This window comes from Mesorhizobium sp. M2E.F.Ca.ET.209.01.1.1 (assembly GCF_004010375.2).
In the GTDB taxonomy this organism is placed as follows: Bacteria; Pseudomonadota; Alphaproteobacteria; order Rhizobiales; family Rhizobiaceae; genus Mesorhizobium.
In genome coordinates this window covers 73,028-88,712 of the sequence record NZ_SADP02000022.1, presented here as the reverse complement: position 1 = coordinate 88,712, position 15,685 = coordinate 73,028, and the positions used below count along the sequence as shown (strand labels likewise).

The following is a 15,685-nucleotide window of genomic DNA, read 5'->3' as shown; positions in this document are numbered from 1 at the left end:
TCCTGTCCTCAAGGCCTTCCATCAGCGTCTCATTGCCAAGGGCAAAGAGCCCAAGGTCGCGCTCGTCGCCGTCGCGCGAAAGATCCTGACCATCCTCAGTGCAATGATCCGAAACAACGAACCTTGGAATCCAAACAGGCTCTGACAAACACAGTTGCTCATCCGTCTCGGCGCTAACGCGCCGATCCACCTTCTCCCACAAGGGGAGAAGGGAAAGCGCTTCCGCCTTAATCGCTCTCGCGCGCGACCAGCTCCAGCGGCCAGACCTCGCGGATGATGCGTGTGCCTTCGGGACCGGCGAAGGCGGGGAGGGAGGCCAGCAGCATCTCGGCCAGCCTCCGTCCCATGGGTTCCAGCGACGGACGGAAGGCGGTCAGCGTCGGCGAGAAGTAGCGGCAAAGCGGCGTGTCGACGATGACGATCACCGCGATGTCGTGGCCGGGCCTGATGCCCATCTCGGCCAGTGCCTTGCAGCCGCCGAGCGCCATGGCGTCATTGTTGAAGATGATGGCTGTCGGCTGGTCCTTGGAGAGCATGACACGCGGCGTCACCTGGTAGCCGCCGGTCTCGTTGATGAAGCCGTCGGCGATCAGGCCGGGGTCGACTTCGATGCCGTGCCGCTTCAGCGCCTTGCGATAGCCGTCGAGGAACAGGTAGCCGAAGTTGAGATCGAGCGAAGGGCGGATGGCGGCAATGCGGCGGTGGCCGCGTGCGACCAGCCGATCGACGGCTTCCTCACCCGCCCTCTCGAAATCGATATCGAGCGAGGGATAGGTGTCGCCGCCGGATTGACTTCGGCCAAGCGTGGCGAAGGGAAAGCCGGCCTTGCTGAGATAGTCGATCCGGTCGTCTTCCCGCCTTGTATTGGCCAACACGACCGCGTCGGCCCGCCGCGTCTCAACCACGCGGCGCAGCCTCTCCGGCTGATATTGACCGGGCTCACCCATGACGACCATCAGATCGAGGTCGCTTTCGGCGAGCCGCGCCTGCAGGCCGGTCAGGAACGGGATGAAGAACGGCTCGCCATATTGCTGGTCACCGGGATGCGGTTGCAGCATGAAGGCGATCGACCGGGTGGCGCCCTGGCGCAGGCTGCGGCCCGACTGGTTGGGCGAATAATTCAGCGTCCTGGCCGCCTCCAGCACGCGCTGGCGCGTCTCCGCATTGACGTCGGCGCGACCGTTCAGCGCGCGGGACACGGTGCCGATCGAAATGTTCAGGTGACGCGCGAGATCGTGGATGCTGGACGCCAAGGCCGGTTCTCCCCCTGTCTTCGCTAGCACCGGCCGCCCTTCAGGCCAAGCAGTGGGTGTCGATTTTCGCGAGCAGGTGATTGACATTCTAAGCCAGCGGGTGTGTTCTCGTAAACGTTTACGGAAAAACGTTTACGGTGATGCCGCAAATGCCGTGACACTCGGACTGGAGGGGCCGAGCGGAGGAGGAGCGCTGGATGATGAAGGTCGTCCTGGTCGGGTGCGGAGCCATGAGCAGGCAGTGGCTCGATGCCGCAAGGCAGATCGACGGGCTGGCCATTGCCGGCCTTGTCGACCTGGATGCCGACCGAGCTCAGGCGAGGGCGCGCGAATACGATCTCGCCAACGCAGTCGTCGGTACCAGCCTCGACGCCGTCCTCGATGAGACGAAGCCCGACGCCGTGTTCGATGTCGTGGTTCCGGCGGCACGCCGCGAGGTCGCGCTTTCGGCCTTTGCCCATCATTGCCACCTGCTCACCGAAAAGCCGCTGGCCGACAGCCCGGAAAATGCGCGGGCCATCATCGCGGCGGCGCGGCAGGCCGGGCGCGTCCATGCCGTCGTCCAGAACCGGCGCTATCTCGGCAATGTCAGGCGTATCAGGCGCTTCCTCGATTCCGGCGCCATCGGCAAGCCGACCAGCATCCATGCCGATTTCTTCATCGCGCCGCATTTCGGCGGCTTTCGCGAGGAAATGGACCATGTGCTTTTGCTCGACATGGCGATCCACACCTTCGACGCCGCGCGCTACATGGTCGCCGGCGAGCCGGCCAGCGTCTATTGCCAGGAATGGGAGCCGGCCAGTTCGTGGTACCGGCAGGGCTCGTCGGCCAGCGCCGTCTTCGACCTCGGCGGCGGCAAGGTCTTCACCTATGCCGGCTCCTGGTGCGCCGACGGTTTCCGCACCAGCTGGGAAGGCAGCTGGCGCATCGTCGCCGAGCGCGGCAGCCTGCTGTGGGACGGCCATGACGGGCTGAAGGCGGAGGTGGTCGCGTCCGGCCGCGACGGTATCATCGACAAGACGCAAGCCATCGAGGTGCCGGCACTCGACCCCGCCGATCGCGTCGGCGGACATCTCGGCATCATCCAGGATTTCATGCGCGCGATCCAAACCGGCACCGAGCCGGAGACCCGCGGCGTCGACAACATCAAAAGCCTCGCCATGGTTTTCGGCGCAATCGAAAGCGCGGAGACCGGACGGCGCGTGGCGATCGCGACCCAGGAAGGATGACGATGCCAAACCCGCTTCTCGATATCAGGATCGGCACCATGGTGCGGGCCAATCTCGACGATCCCGCCGCCTACGTGAAACAGATCCTGCCGCTAGGTTTCGAGAGCATCCAGCCTTTCTTCTGGCAGACGCTGGGCGGCAAGGACCTGAAGCGCCTGGCGGGCGAAATCCGTGACGCGATCGGCGATGCGGACGTCACCGTGTCGTCGCTCGGCGTTTTCGGCAATCCGCTCGAAAGCGGCGAGGTCGATCGCGGCGTGCTCGCGGCCTGGGAGACGGTGATCGACAACGCGCATCTGTTCGGCACTTCGATGGTCTGCGGCTTCACCGGCCGCCTGCGCGGCAAGAAGCTCACCGACAGCCTGCCGCGCTTCCGCGAGGTGTGGGGGCCGCTGGCCAGGCGCGCCGCCGACAAGGGCGTGCGCATCGCCTTCGAGAACTGCGCCATGGACGGCAATTGGGCAAGCGGCGACTGGAACATCGCCCACAACCCGGACGCATGGGAGCTGATGTTCAACGAGTTGCCCAACGACAATCTCGGGCTGGAATGGGAGCCCTGCCACCAGCTCGTCTACCTGATCGACCCGATCCCGCAGATCCGCAAATGGGCGCCGCGCATCTTCCATGTCCATGGCAAGGACGCGACGGTGCGCTGGGACGTGATCCGCGAGCACGGCGTGTTCGGCCGCCTGCCTTTCGTGCAGATGCGCACGCCGGGCTTCGGCGACAGCGACTGGACTCGCGTGATCAGCGAATTGCGGCTGGCCGGCTACAAGGGCGCTATCGACATCGAGGGCTGGCACGACCCGGTCTATCGCGGCGACCTGGAGATCACCGGCCAGATCCGGGCGCTGGAATATCTCAAGCAATGCCGGGGAGGGAACAGCTACCTGCCCAATCCGGTTTGAGTGCCGGCCGGCGGGAGGAACCGGCCGATCCAAATCATTGTCGAAACCCTCCACCGCGAGGGACCAAAAGGGAGGAACGTGCATGAGCATCACGACCAGAAGGACTGTTCTGCGCTCGACCGTCGTGGCGGCCGCCACGGCGCTCTGCGCCTCGATCTCCACTCTGCCGGCAAAGGCGCTTGACGCCCAATGGTGCAAGGACGTGCATATCCGCTTCTTCGTCGGCGGCGCCGAGGGCGATGCCTTCGGCACCATCGTCTATAATGGCGCCAAGCAGGCAGCGGCCGATCTCGGGCCGAAGGTCGACTACATCTTTTCCGGTTGGGACGTCGAAAAGATGGTGCAGCAATTGCGCGAGGCGGTCGCCGTCAAGCCCCAGGGCATCGCCATGATGGGCCATCCGGGCGACGCGGCGATCATGCCGCTGGCCGAGCAGGCGCATAAGGACGGCATCAAGATGATGTACCAGAATGTTCCGGTGCCGACCGTGGTGGCGGCGTTCGGCGGCGGTTATGTCGGGGCGCAGCAGGAGCAGCAGGGCCGCGCGCTCGGCGCCGAGGCGTTCAAGCTGGCCGGGCTGAAGGCCGGCGACAAGGCGATCATGATCGGCCCGTTCGAGAATGAGAGCCGCGGCGCGCGCGAGCGCGGGACGGTCGCCGCGCTGAAGGAGGCCGGCGTCGATGTGGTTCAGATCAATTCGCAAACCGAATGGGCAGCCGATCCCAATCTAGCGATCCCGCCGATCACCGCCGCGCTGCTCAACAATCCCGGCGTCAAGGCGGTCGGTTATCCCGGCGGGCAGATGCTCGGCAATGTCGCCACCTACATGCAGGCGGCGGGCAGGAAGCCCGGCGACATCTTCAATTTCGGCTTCGACACCAGCCCGCAGATCGTCGAAGCCTTCAAGGGCGGCTGGGTGCAGCTGACGGCCGACCAGCAGCCGTTCATGCAGGGCTACCTGCCGATTCTCAGTCTCTGCCAGCAGGTCGTGCTCGGTCTTGCGCCCATGAATGTCGACACCGGCGCCGGCTTCGTCACGCCGCAGAACTACGAGATCGTCTCAGAGCTCGCCAAGCAGGCGCTGCGCTGACCTCCCAGGCCGCCGGCCGGACCCAACCCGGCCGGCGGGACCGCCTGCGGACGAGGCAGGCATAACAGGCAATTCAAGCGAGGATCGCATGAGCGAACGCATCATCGAACTGCGCGACATCAAGAAATCCTACGGCCAGGTCTATGCCTTGGGCGGCGTCAACCTCAGCGTCGATCGCGGCGAGGTGGTCGGCCTGATCGGCGACAACGGCGCCGGCAAGTCGACGCTGATCAAGATCCTGTCCGGCGTGGTCAAGCCGACCAGCGGCGAGATCCTCGTGCGCGGCAAGCCGGTCGCCGGATGGAGCGCCGCGCGTTCGCGCGACGCCGGCATCGAGACGGTGTTCCAGGACCGGGCGCTGGCCGTGCAGCAGACCATCGTGCGCAACATCTTCATGGGCCGCGAGCTCACCGGCTTCATGGGCTGGCTGAAGGTCAACAAGGAGATCGCGGAGGCAAGCCGGCTGATGCGCGAGATCGGCTTCACCTCGAAAGTGTTCACGCCGCAGTCGATCGTCGGCCAGCTTTCGGGCGGTGAGCGGCAAGGCGTGGCGATCGCGCGCGCCATCTACAAGCAGGCGGAGCTGATCATCCTCGACGAGCCGACGACGGCGCTGTCGCTGACCGAGACGGCAAAGGTGTTCCACTTCGTGCGCCAGGTGCGGGCGAGCGGCCGCTCGATCCTTTTCATCGGCCACAACATCCACCATGTCTTCGACATCGCCGACCGTTTCGTCGTGCTCGACCGCGGCAAGGTGGCGCTGACGGCCGACCGCAACGAGGTGAAGTCGGCCGACGACCTGATCAACTTCATGGAAGACGTGGCACATCCCGGCGGCTTGCCGGGGCTGCACGAGGGCGCGGAGCAGAGAGCGTGATGAGCAAGGCCACGGAACCCGATCTGCAAACGCCTCTCAGGAGAACAAGCGGCCAGGCTGCCAAGGAGTGGAGCCATCCGTCGAACCACTGGCTGCGCGGCTTCGTGCTCGACAACCGCGCTTCGTTGGGCACACTTGCCGTCTTCATCGTCATGATGGCGGTGTTCATGCTCGCCAACCCGACCGTCTTCACCACCTGGTATCTCTACAGCTCCGTGCTGACGACGCTGCCCGTCGCGCTGTTCGTGGTGGTGCCGCTGGTCTTCGTCGTCACCTGCGGCGAAATCGACCTGTCGTTTCCGGCGACGATGGGGTTCGCCTCCTGGGTCTTCGCGCTGGTGGTGCAGGCCGGCTATGATCCATTCCTCGGCATCGCGGCGGCGCTGGTCACCGGCACGCTGCTCGGCTTCCTGGTCGGCTCGCTGGTCGTCTATGGCGGGCTGTCGTCGCTGATCGCCACGCTCGGCATGAACTTCCTGCTGCGCGGCCTGATCCAGATCATCAACGAGGGCAAGTCGACGGCGCTGACCAATCTGGCCGACAGCTTGGCCTACAAGATCTTCTCCAGCCAGATCTGGGGCATTCCGGTGCAGATCTTCTGGGCCATAGCCTTCGTCGTGTTCTCGGCGCTACTCTTCAACCGGCACCGCTTCGGCGCGCAGGTGAAGGTGGTTGGCGACAATCCGGACAGCGCCAAGCAGATGGGCATCGACGTCAAGCTCGTGCGGGTGAAGGTGTTCGTCTTCACCGGCATCGGCGCCGCGATCGCCGGCACGTTTTCGGTGATGATCAACTTCACCTGGTGGCCGACGGCGGGCGACGGCTATCTGCTGCCGGTGCTCGCCTCGGTGTTCGTCGGCGGCACGCCGACCTGGGGCGGCATCGGCACCGTCGTCGGCGGCGCGATCGGCGCGGTCACCGTGTCGTTCATCCAGACCGGCGTCGTGGCGGCTGGCCTCAGCGGCTTCTACGTGCAGTTCTTCAACGGGCTGATCATCATCCTGTCGCTGCTGGGGCACAAATGGAACCAGGCACGGTACAGGTGAGGAGGCCGGGTCACACCGGCGCGACAAACCCGTCCAGCACGCGTTTCTGGCCGGCCTTGTCGAAGTCGATGGTGAGCTTGTTGCCGTCGATGGCCGCGATGTTGCCGTTGCCGAATTTCTGGTGGAACACCCGGTCGCCGACATTGAAGGCGGATGGCGTGTCGGCAACGGATTTGGCGACCAGCTCGCCCTCGATGGTGCGGCCCTTCACCGAAGTGCGGCCGGCGCCGTAGCCCGAGTCGGTCTCGCCATAGCCGATACGCTCGACCTGGTGGCCGGAGCGGGTGCCCCAGTTGCGGTCGGTCGCCTCGGTGCGGTTGGCCTGGGCGCGCTGCCAGCCGGGCGTGGCATAGGTGTTGGAAAAGCTGCCTTGGTCCTTGGCGCCGACATTGTCGAAACGCGAGGCGCCATAGGGATTTTGCCGGCCGCCGCCACCACGTCCTGAGGCGAAGGCGCCGCCGCCATAAGGGTTGCCGTAGCCGCCATAGGAATTGCCGCCCTCGGCGATGTCGATATGGGTTTCCGGCAACTCGTCGACGAAGCGCGACGGGATGGTCGATTGCCACAGGCCATGGATCTGACGGTTGGAGACGAACCAGATATGCAGGTTCTTCTTCGCCCGCGTCAGGCCCACATAGGCGAGCCGGCGCTCCTCCTCCAGGCCGGAGCGGCCGCCTTCGTCCAGCGCGCGCTGATGCGGGAACAGGCCTTCCTCCCACCCGGGAAGGAACACGGTCTCGAATTCGAGGCCCTTGGCCGAATGCAGCGTCATGATCGAGACCGCGTCCTGCTCGGCATTCTGCTCGGCATCCATGACGAGCGCCACATGTTCGAGGAAGGAGCGGAGCGATTCATACTCCTCCATCGAGCGAATCAGCTCTTTCAGGTTCTCCAGCCGCCCGGGCGCTTCCGCCGAGCGGTCGTTCTTCCACATGTCGGTGTAGCCGCTCTCTTCGAGAATGGTCTCTGCGAGTTCGGTGTGCGGCGTGGTCTCCAGCGCCTTCTGCCAGCGCTCGAAATTGGCCGCGACCTCGCGGAGTGCTGCGCGCGGCTTCGGCTTCAGCTCGTCGCTTTCGGCGAGCGTCGCGGCCGCTTCCAGCATCGGAATGCGCATCGCGCGGGCGGTATCATGAATTTGACGAATGGTGGCTTCGCCCAGGCCGCGCTTCGGCACGTTGACGATGCGCTCGAAGGCGAGGTCGTCACCGCCATTGGCAACGACGCGGAAGAAGGCCAGCGCGTCGCGGATTTCGAGGCGCTCATAGAAACGTGGGCCGCCGATGACGCGGTAGTTGAGGCCCAGCGTGATGAAGCGATCCTCGAAGGCGCGCATCTGGAAGGACGCGCGGACGAGAATCGCCATATCGTTGAGATTGTGCTTCTGCCGCTGGTAGGCCTCGATCGCGTCGCCGACAGCACGCGCCTCTTCCTCCGAATCCCAGGCGGCATGGACATGCACCTTGTCGTCCTCAGGGTCGTCGCGGTCGGTGAACAGCGTCTTGCCGAAGCGGCCCTCATTGTGGGCGATGAGGTGGGAGGCAGCGCCCAGGATATGCGCGGTGGAGCGATAGTTGCGCTCCAGCCTTATGATGGTGGCGCCCGGAAAATCCTTGTCGAAGCGCAGGATGTTGTCGACCTCGGCGCCGCGCCAGCCATAGATCGACTGGTCGTCGTCGCCGACGCAGCAAATATTCACGCTCACGGGCTGTTCCGCGCCTGCCGGCGCGGGCCCTCCGCGGGGGCCTCGCAACGGCTCGGACGCCCGGTCGGGCTTGCGGCCTTCGGCCGAGTCGGAACTGGCAGAACGTCCCACCTGGGGGCGTTGCGCCAAGAGCCGCAACCACATGTACTGCGCGGTGTTGGTGTCCTGGTACTCGTCGACCAGGATGTATTTGAACTTGCGGTGGTATTCCTTCAGCACGTCCGGGTAGGCGCGGAAGATGCGGATCGGGTGGTAGAGCAGGTCGCCGAAGTCGCAGGAATTCAGCGTCTGCAGCCGTTCCTGATAGGCCTTGTAGAGCTGGCGGCCCTTGCCGTTGCCGAAGCTGCGGGCATCGCCTTCCGGAATCTCGTCGGGGCCGAGGCCCTTGTTCTTCCAGTTGTCGAGCATCTGGGCAAAGGTCTTAGCCGGCCAGCGCTTGTCGTCCAGCCCCTCGGCCTGGATCAACTGCTTGATCAGCCGCACCACGTCGTCGGTGTCGAGGATGGTGAAATCGGATTTCAGCCCGGCAAGCTCGGCGTGGCGGCGCAGCAGCTTCACCCCGATCGAATGGAAGGTTCCGAGCCAGGGCATGCCTTCGACATTGCCTTCGCCGATCAGGTGGCCGATGCGCTGCTTCATCTCGCGCGCGGCCTTGTTGGTGAAGGTGACGGCCAGGATCTGCGACGGGAAGGCCCTGCCGGTGGCGAGGATGTGGGCGATGCGGGTGGTGAGCACGCGCGTCTTGCCGGTGCCGGCGCCTGCCAGCACCAGGACCGGGCCTTCGGTGGTTTCGACGGCGAGCCGTTGCTCCGGGTTCAGGCCCCTCAGGTAATCGGGCGCGCTGTTCTGGCCGCTGCGGGCGGCCATGGCGCGCGCGGCTATGCCGGACGGGGCCGCCGCGGGCCGCGCATTCGGTTCATCGAAAAAAGGCATGTCTTCGGAAAAGCCCGACATCGCCCCCGAATGTAGTGATTCGGCAGCGAAAGACCAGAACTGTCTACGTTTTGTTCTAGTTTCGCGTGTCCCGGATCAACTTGACAGCCGTAGCGGGCAGGGGAAAGCTGTGACGGCAGGGCAGGGACGGCATGACGTCGCCTGGCGGCTCAATCTTGTTTGACGCAGTTCCGGACGGAAAACCGCTTCACACTTTTCCTGGAATTGCTTGATGCGCGCAACAGTCGAAGGAGCACCGTCTTGGCTGTCACCATCACCTCCCTCGTCCTCTTCCTCATCGGTCTCATTCTCGGCGGCGGCGGCATCTGGCTCGCGGTGCTGGGCGGCAGTTGGTATTATCTGATCGCCGGACTGGTGTTCCTGATCACCGGCTGGCTGCTTTTCAGGCGCAGGTCGACGTCGCTCTGGCTCTACGCGCTGTTCGTGCTCGCCACTCTGTGCTGGGCGGTGTGGGAAATCGGCTTCGACTGGTGGCAGCTCGGCCCGCGCGGCGGCGTCATCGTGCTGGTCGCGCTCTGGCTGCTGACGCCATGGGCAAGGCGCGGTCTGCGCGGGCCGGATGCCCGCGCGCCGCTGATCCTGGCCGTGCTCGCCTCGCTCGCGGTCGCAGGCTATTCGATGACGGCCGATCCCAAGGATATCGCGGGGACGCTCGGCACTGAGAAGATTACGACGGCTGCCAACCTCGGTGGCGACATGCCGGCCGGTGAGTGGCACTTCTACGGCCGCACGCCGTTCGGCCAGCGCTATTCGCCGCTCGACCAGATCACGCCGGACAATGTCGCCAAATTGCAGCCGGCCTGGACCTACCGCACCGGCGACGTGAAAGGCCCCGACGATGTCGGCGAGACGACCTATCAGGTCACGCCGCTGAAAGTGGGCGATGCGCTCTTCATCTGCACGCCGCATAATTTCGCCATCGCCATCGATGCCGCAAGCGGCAAGGAAAAATGGCGCTACGATCCGAAGATCAAGCTCGACCCCAATCGCCAGCACCAGACCTGCCGCGGCGTGTCCTATTATGCCGATGCCAAGATCGCGGTCGGCCAACCATGCGCGCAGCGCGTCTATCTGCCGACGTCGGACGCTCGCCTGATCGCGCTCGACGCCGCGAACGGGCAGGTCTGTCCGTCCTTCGCCGAGGGGGGCACGCTGAACCTGATGGCCAACATGCCCTATCCGAAGTCGGGCTATTACTATTCGACATCGGCGCCGCTGATCGTCGACGGCAAGATCATCGTCGGCGGCGCGGTCAACGACAATTACTCAACCGAGGAGCCGTCGGGCGTCATCCGCGCCTTCGACGTCGACACAGGCGCGCTGCTGTGGAACTGGGATTCCGGCAATCCGGATGTGACGACGCCGCTGCCTGCCGGGCAAATGTACACCCACAACTCGCCCAACATGTGGTCGACCGCAAGCGCCGACGAGAAGCTGGGACTCCTCTATCTGCCACTCGGCAACCAGACGCCGGACCAGCTCGGCATGGGCCGCAGCGCCAATGTCGAGAAATTCTCCTCCTCGATCACCGCGCTCGACCTCAACACGGGACAATTGCGCTGGGTGCGGCAGACCGTGCACCACGATCTGTGGGACATGGACGTGCCGGCGCAGCCGTCGCTGGTCGACGTCACGACGGCGAGCGGCGTGGTGCCGGCGCTGGTCGGGCCGACCAAGCAGGGCGACCTCTATGTGCTCGACCGGCGCACGGGCGAACCGATCATCCCGGTCAAGGAAGTGCCGGCGCCTGGCGGGGCAATCGAAGGCGATCACGCCTCGCCGACGCAGCCGGCCTCCGACCTGTCCTTCAATCCGAAGCCGCTGACCGGCGCCGACATGTGGGGCATCACCCTATTCGACCAGCTGGCGTGCCGGATCGAATTGAAGAAGCTGCGCTATGAGGGACGTTACACGCCGCCCTCGCTGCAGGGCTCGCTGATCTATCCCGGCAATTTCGGCGTCTTCAACTGGGGCGGCGTCGCGGTCGACCCGGTGCGGCAGGTGATGTTCGGCATGCCGACCTATCTCGCCTTTACGTCCAAGCTCATTCCGCGCGCGGACGTGCCGCCGCCGGGCGACAACACCAAGGGCAGCGAGCAGGGTCTGAACCGCAACGAGGGCGCGCCTTACGCGGTGGTGATGGGGCCGTTCCTGTCGCCGCTCGGCATTCCCTGCCAGGCGCCGCCCTGGGGCTATGTCGCCGGCGTCGATCTCAAGACGGGAAACATCGCCTACAAGCACCGCAACGGCACCGTCTACGACATGACGCCACTGCCCTTGCCGCTCAAGGTCGGCGTTCCAGGCATAGGCGGTCCGATGATCACGGCGGGCGGCGTCGCTTTCCTGGGCGCGGCGGTCGACGACTATCTGCGCGCCTACGACCTCACCACCGGCAGGCAGCTCTGGCGGGCGCGGCTGCCGGCGGGCGGGCAGTCGACACCGATGACCTACACCGTGGCCGACGGCCGCCAGTTTGTCGTCATCGTCGCCGGCGGCCACGGCTCGGTCGGCACCAAGCCGGGCGACTATGTGATGGCCTACACGCTGCCCAAGTGAGGGAGGCGTCGGGCCTCAAAGCCCGAGATGGCCCCGCAGGCTGGGCACCTGGTCCAGCACCTGGTTGGTCAGGTCGGGACCGGCGGCGGCTTCGGCCTGCTTGATCAAGGTCTCGCCGGCCTGCCGGATTTGCGCCATGTCGAGACCGGACGCCTTGAGGGCGGCGACGCCGTTGATCAGCGCGCCGGCCTTTTCGCCGAGCACGCCGCCAAGCGCGCCCTGCAGGGACGACAACAGGCCGCCACCCGAACCGGCCGCCGCGCCGGCAGCCATGACGTCATATTTCTGGGCCAGCGCGTCGGCGCCGGGGATCTGGGCGAAGAAGGACGAAACGCTGGTGCCTTCCGCTTCGTGCTCGAGCACGGAAAAGATGGTGCCGACGACCTTCTCGGTGGTCGGCTCGTCGAGGCCGGCCTTCGAGGAAACGGTGTTGATGATATCCTGGATGTTCATGGCGTTCCCCTTTCGTCGATCGGATCGAAGCTGCGCCAGCAGCTTTTCCTTCCTAATGTGACAGCATCATCAAGGCTTTCGGAAATGACCAAAATGTGATGGGCGAGCTGCGGCTCTCTTGATCGTCATCCGGACGTGACTGGACCGCTTGAATCCCTACCCTATCTTGCGGATCACCCTGCCAATCGTCTCCCAGTTGTCGTCGAGGAAAGCCATGACCGAGCCCGTTGCCAAGCCCGTCATCACGCAGGCGATGATCGACGCCTATGACGAATACACGCATCTGACGCTCGACCGGCGCCGCTTCATGGAGCAGTTGACGAGGCTGGCGGGCTCGGGCGCCGCGGCGGCCGCGATCGCCCCGATGCTGGCGGCCAATTCCGCAAAGGCGGCGGTCGTCGCCGAGAATGATAGCCGCGTTAAGGGCGAGGACATCATCTATCCCGGCTCGAGCGGCGAGATGAAAGCCTACCTGGTCAAGCCGGCCGATCAGTCGGGCAAGCTCGGCGCCGTCATCGTGATCCACGAAAACAGAGGTCTCAACCCGCATATCCGCGATGTCGCCCGACGCGTGGCGCTGGAGGGATTCGTGGCGCTGGCGCCGGACTTCCTGTCGCCGCTTGGCGGCACGCCGTCCGACGAGGACAAGGCGCGCGACATGTTCACCAAGCTCGATGCCGCCCAGGTCGCGGCGGACGGCGTGGCGACGGTCGCCTATCTCAAGAGCCTCAAGGATGGTAACGGCAAGGTCGGGGCGGTCGGTTTCTGCTGGGGCGGCGGCGCGGTGAACCAACTCGCCGTCCATGCGCCCGATCTCAGCGCCGGCGTCGCCTATTACGGCATGCAGCCAAAGGCTGAGGATGCTGCGAAGATCAAGGCGCCTCTGCTCCTTCACTATGCCGGTCTCGACAGCCGGACCAATGCCGGCATCGATGCCTACAAGAAAGCGCTCGACGCCGCGCATGTCGAATACAAGGTCTATGTCTATGAAGGCGCCAACCACGCCTTCAACAACGACACCTCGGCCGCGCGCTATGACAAGAAAGCCGCCGATCTCGCCTGGGGCCGGACGGTTGCTTTCCTGAAGGAGAAGCTGGCCTGAGGCGTGCCGATATTCAGGTGAGGCAGGCCTGCAAACGACACGCCTCAATGGCAACGTCGATGGATTATTCCAGTGCCGGTTTGTGGAAAGCGACGCCGACGATGACCAGCGCAATGCCGATACAGTCGGTGGCGCTCGGCACCTGGCGCAGCACGATGATCCCGATCAATGTTGCCGTGAGTGGAAGAAGCGACAGCATCAGCGCGAAGCTCGCGCGCGGCAGCCTGGCCATGGCGAGCTGGTCGCAGATATAGGGGATGACCGAGGAGCAGACGCCGACTCCGATCGCCGCGACAAGCAGTTGCGGCGACGAGAAGGCGGGCAGCGCCTCGCGGAAGCCGATCGGCAGCACGATGAAGAATGCGACCGCCATGGCGGCGCCGAGGCCGGCAATGCCGATGCCGGTCTGGGCAATGCGATGGCCGACCACGATGTAGCCAACGAACAAGGCGCCGTTGAGAAAAGCCCAAAACAGCCCAAGCGGATCGCTCGACCATTTGACGTCGATGAGCAGCAAGGTGCCAATGACGGCAATGGCCAGCGCGGCAAAGTTGCGCGGGCTGCGCAGGCCGACCAGCGCGACCCCGATCGTGCCGACGAACTCGATCGCCGCCACCAGAGAGATCGGCAGTCGGTCGAGCGCCAGATAGAACGAGCAGTTCATCACCGCAAGGCATGCGCCGAAGGCCAGCAGCAGCAGCCGCTGAGCGCGGTCGGCGCGCGCGAAGACGCGCCAGGGCCTGGTCAAGGGGGCGAAGATGAGAGCGGCGGTGGCGATGCGCAGCCAGGCCATGCCGAGGACGCCGACCTGATCGAAAAGCAGCACCGCGAAAGCGGGTCCCAGATAGTGGAACACGGCGCTGACGCAGAACCAGACATGCGGCGGCAGCGCATTGGCCAATCCGCCGAGGGCAGGGATAGGGCGGGGGGCGTCGGTTCTGCCGGTGGCGTGGTTTGCGGCTGGAGTTTGCGTTTGGCTGGCCATGCGCGCATTATCGCAGGCGAAATGCACGGCTTATATGTGTGATCAGCGGCCTCTTTTATTTTCTAACTTCCAATGGAAGATAAAGAAATTGAAAAACCTTCGAAATGAAAATCCCGGCCTGGACGCCGTGGACCTGAAGATCCTGCGGCTCCTGGAAAAGGATGCACGCATCAGCACCGCGGAATTGGCGCGCGCGGTCGGGCTGTCGGCGCCGAGCGTGGCGGAGCGCATCCGCAAGCTGCAGGAGAACGGCGTGATCGAGGCCTATACGGTCAGGATCAATCCGGCCGCGCTCGGGCTGAAACTGTCGGCCTGGCTGAGGATCAGGCCGGTGCCGGGGCAGCTTTCGGTGGTGGCGGACATTATTCGCGACCTGCCGGAAATCGCCCAATGCGACCGCGTGACAGGAGAGGACTGTTTCATCGCGCTGGCGCATGTGGGCTCGGTCAGCGAACTCGAACGCGTGATCGACCGGATTATTCCCTATGCAATGACCAACACCGCCATCATCCAGTCGTCACCAGTCGAACCGCGCTCGCCGCTGGGCGGGTCCAGGCAGAAGTGACGGGGTAGGGATGATGGGCGGAGGGGACGAATCAGGCGTGGCCGCGCCGCATGCGCGCCTGGGTCAGGATCGCGCGCCAGCGGATCATGTCGAACGGGATCGGCTCGTTGTTGTTGGCGATGTGGAAGATCTCGTTGTTGACGTTCTTCAGCGATCGCCAGAAATCATAGTCGGTGATGCGTGGATCGGCCGCCAAGCGCTCCACCTCGACCTTGATGTCGGTTTTCATGCACTGTCCTCGCACCGCATTCCGCCAGCCGCCCGCGCGCAAACCCGGTACGGCGGTTTTCAAACGCGCCACTGAGTCGTTCAACGGACTCAAGCGGGTTGTTCACGTTAAAACCTTGGTAAGGTTAACGCCGGCGGTGAGGTGCTTCAAGCGCTCTTGCGTTTGATGCCGATCGAGCGGCCGGCGCGTTCCGGCATTGGCAGCGCGGCATGGGCGGCGCGCATGGCGTCCACCTTGGCCATCACGTCGGCGGGGAAGGGCGCGACCCGCGGTCCGGCCATGTCGACATGCAGCGCAAGCTGCTCGGAGGTCGCCGCCAACCAGCCGTCGACATGGCGGATTTCCTGATAGGCTCTGAGCCGCTTCTCATCGTGGTCGATGAGCTGGAACGAGACCTTCACCTTGTGGTCGAGATGCAGCTCCTGAACATAGCAGACATGGACTTCCGCCGTGTAGATGGTGAGGCGCCGATCCTTTGCGTAGTTCGGCCCCATGCCCATCATCTCGAAGGCCACATCCGAACAGCGGTCGAACAGGACATTGTAATAGGCCATGTTGAGATGGCCGTTATAGTCGATCCAGTCCTTCTCGATGGCCATCGGGTCGGAGATGAAGGGGGCGGGGATGGTCATCTTGGTTTCCTCGATCGTCGCTGGACAGGGCGTGGCTGGTGAGGTCTCGTTGTTCTGGCGCAATTCCAGACCGAAAACCGCTTCACACTTTTCCTGGAATTGCT

Annotated in this window: 14 protein-coding genes and 1 pseudogene; 9 read left to right on the top strand and 6 right to left on the bottom strand. The window is 64.7% G+C overall.

Features of this window, described 5'->3' with window-relative positions; genetic code table 11:
- Positions 1-145: pseudogene (locus EN852_RS42585) on the top strand (IS110 family transposase); the annotation flags it as partial.
- Positions 146-227: 82 nt separating this feature from the next.
- Here EN852_RS42585 and EN852_RS29215 read toward each other — a convergent pair.
- The gene (locus tag EN852_RS29215) at positions 228-1,253 is read right to left on the bottom strand and encodes a LacI family DNA-binding transcriptional regulator (protein WP_127878810.1); all 1,026 of its coding nucleotides are present in this window, start codon (positions 1,251-1,253) and stop codon (positions 228-230) included.
- A 197-nt stretch (positions 1,254-1,450) separates the two neighbouring features.
- Between EN852_RS29215 and EN852_RS29210 the strand changes: the two genes are divergently transcribed.
- From EN852_RS29210 to EN852_RS29190, 5 genes are all read left to right on the top strand, one after another.
- Complete coding sequence (locus EN852_RS29210; RefSeq protein ID WP_127878812.1) at positions 1,451-2,482, top strand: Gfo/Idh/MocA family oxidoreductase; 1,032 nt, start codon at positions 1,451-1,453, stop codon at positions 2,480-2,482.
- A 2-nt stretch (positions 2,483-2,484) separates the two neighbouring features.
- Positions 2,485-3,390 (top strand): sugar phosphate isomerase/epimerase, encoded by a 906-nt coding sequence (locus tag EN852_RS29205; RefSeq protein ID WP_189546252.1) that lies wholly within the window; start codon positions 2,485-2,487, stop codon positions 3,388-3,390.
- A gap of 82 nt (positions 3,391-3,472) precedes the next feature.
- Positions 3,473-4,480, top strand: a complete 1,008-nt coding sequence (locus tag EN852_RS29200) for a substrate-binding domain-containing protein (RefSeq protein ID WP_126060124.1) — start codon at positions 3,473-3,475, stop codon at positions 4,478-4,480.
- A gap of 88 nt (positions 4,481-4,568) precedes the next feature.
- On the top strand, positions 4,569-5,357 hold the full coding sequence (locus tag EN852_RS29195) for an ATP-binding cassette domain-containing protein (RefSeq protein WP_127863256.1): 789 nt from the start codon (positions 4,569-4,571) through the stop codon (positions 5,355-5,357).
- Entirely contained in the window at positions 5,357-6,403 is a 1,047-nt protein-coding gene (locus tag EN852_RS29190) for an ABC transporter permease (protein ID WP_127878816.1), read from the top strand. Before EN852_RS29195 ends, EN852_RS29190 begins: the two co-directional genes overlap by 1 nt.
- A gap of 10 nt (positions 6,404-6,413) precedes the next feature.
- On the opposite strand, the gene EN852_RS29185 is transcribed toward EN852_RS29190, so the two are convergent.
- On the bottom strand, positions 6,414-9,059 hold the full coding sequence (locus tag EN852_RS29185) for a UvrD-helicase domain-containing protein (RefSeq protein WP_127878818.1): 2,646 nt from the start codon (positions 9,057-9,059) through the stop codon (positions 6,414-6,416).
- A gap of 240 nt (positions 9,060-9,299) precedes the next feature.
- Here EN852_RS29185 and EN852_RS29180 point away from each other — a divergent pair, with 240 nt between their 5' ends.
- Entirely contained in the window at positions 9,300-11,615 is a 2,316-nt protein-coding gene (locus EN852_RS29180; RefSeq protein ID WP_127878820.1) for a glucose/quinate/shikimate family membrane-bound PQQ-dependent dehydrogenase, read from the top strand.
- A gap of 15 nt (positions 11,616-11,630) precedes the next feature.
- Here the strand turns inward: EN852_RS29180 and EN852_RS29175 are convergent, their stop codons facing one another.
- Entirely contained in the window at positions 11,631-12,068 is a 438-nt protein-coding gene (locus EN852_RS29175) for a hypothetical protein (protein WP_127863260.1), read from the bottom strand.
- Positions 12,069-12,282: 214 nt separating this feature from the next.
- Between EN852_RS29175 and EN852_RS29170 the strand changes: the two genes are divergently transcribed.
- A complete protein-coding gene (locus tag EN852_RS29170; RefSeq protein ID WP_127878822.1) occupies positions 12,283-13,170 on the top strand; it encodes a dienelactone hydrolase family protein in 888 nt (295 codons plus the stop codon).
- Positions 13,171-13,234: 64 nt separating this feature from the next.
- Here EN852_RS29170 and EN852_RS29165 read toward each other — a convergent pair whose 3' ends face one another.
- Positions 13,235-14,155 (bottom strand): DMT family transporter, encoded by a 921-nt coding sequence (locus EN852_RS29165; protein ID WP_127878824.1) that lies wholly within the window; start codon positions 14,153-14,155, stop codon positions 13,235-13,237.
- A gap of 88 nt (positions 14,156-14,243) precedes the next feature.
- Here EN852_RS29165 and EN852_RS29160 point away from each other — a divergent pair, with 88 nt between their 5' ends.
- Positions 14,244-14,720, top strand: coding sequence for an Lrp/AsnC family transcriptional regulator (locus EN852_RS29160; RefSeq protein WP_127878929.1), 477 nt, complete (start codon positions 14,244-14,246; stop codon positions 14,718-14,720).
- Between the two features lie 31 nt (positions 14,721-14,751).
- Here EN852_RS29160 and EN852_RS29155 read toward each other — a convergent pair whose 3' ends face one another.
- Both EN852_RS29155 and EN852_RS29150 read right to left on the bottom strand, forming a co-directional pair.
- Positions 14,752-14,949, bottom strand: coding sequence for a hypothetical protein (locus EN852_RS29155; protein ID WP_095815615.1), 198 nt, complete (start codon positions 14,947-14,949; stop codon positions 14,752-14,754).
- A gap of 146 nt (positions 14,950-15,095) precedes the next feature.
- Positions 15,096-15,581, bottom strand: coding sequence for a thioesterase family protein (locus EN852_RS29150; protein WP_127863264.1), 486 nt, complete (start codon positions 15,579-15,581; stop codon positions 15,096-15,098).
- Positions 15,582-15,685: the final 104 nt, after the last annotated feature.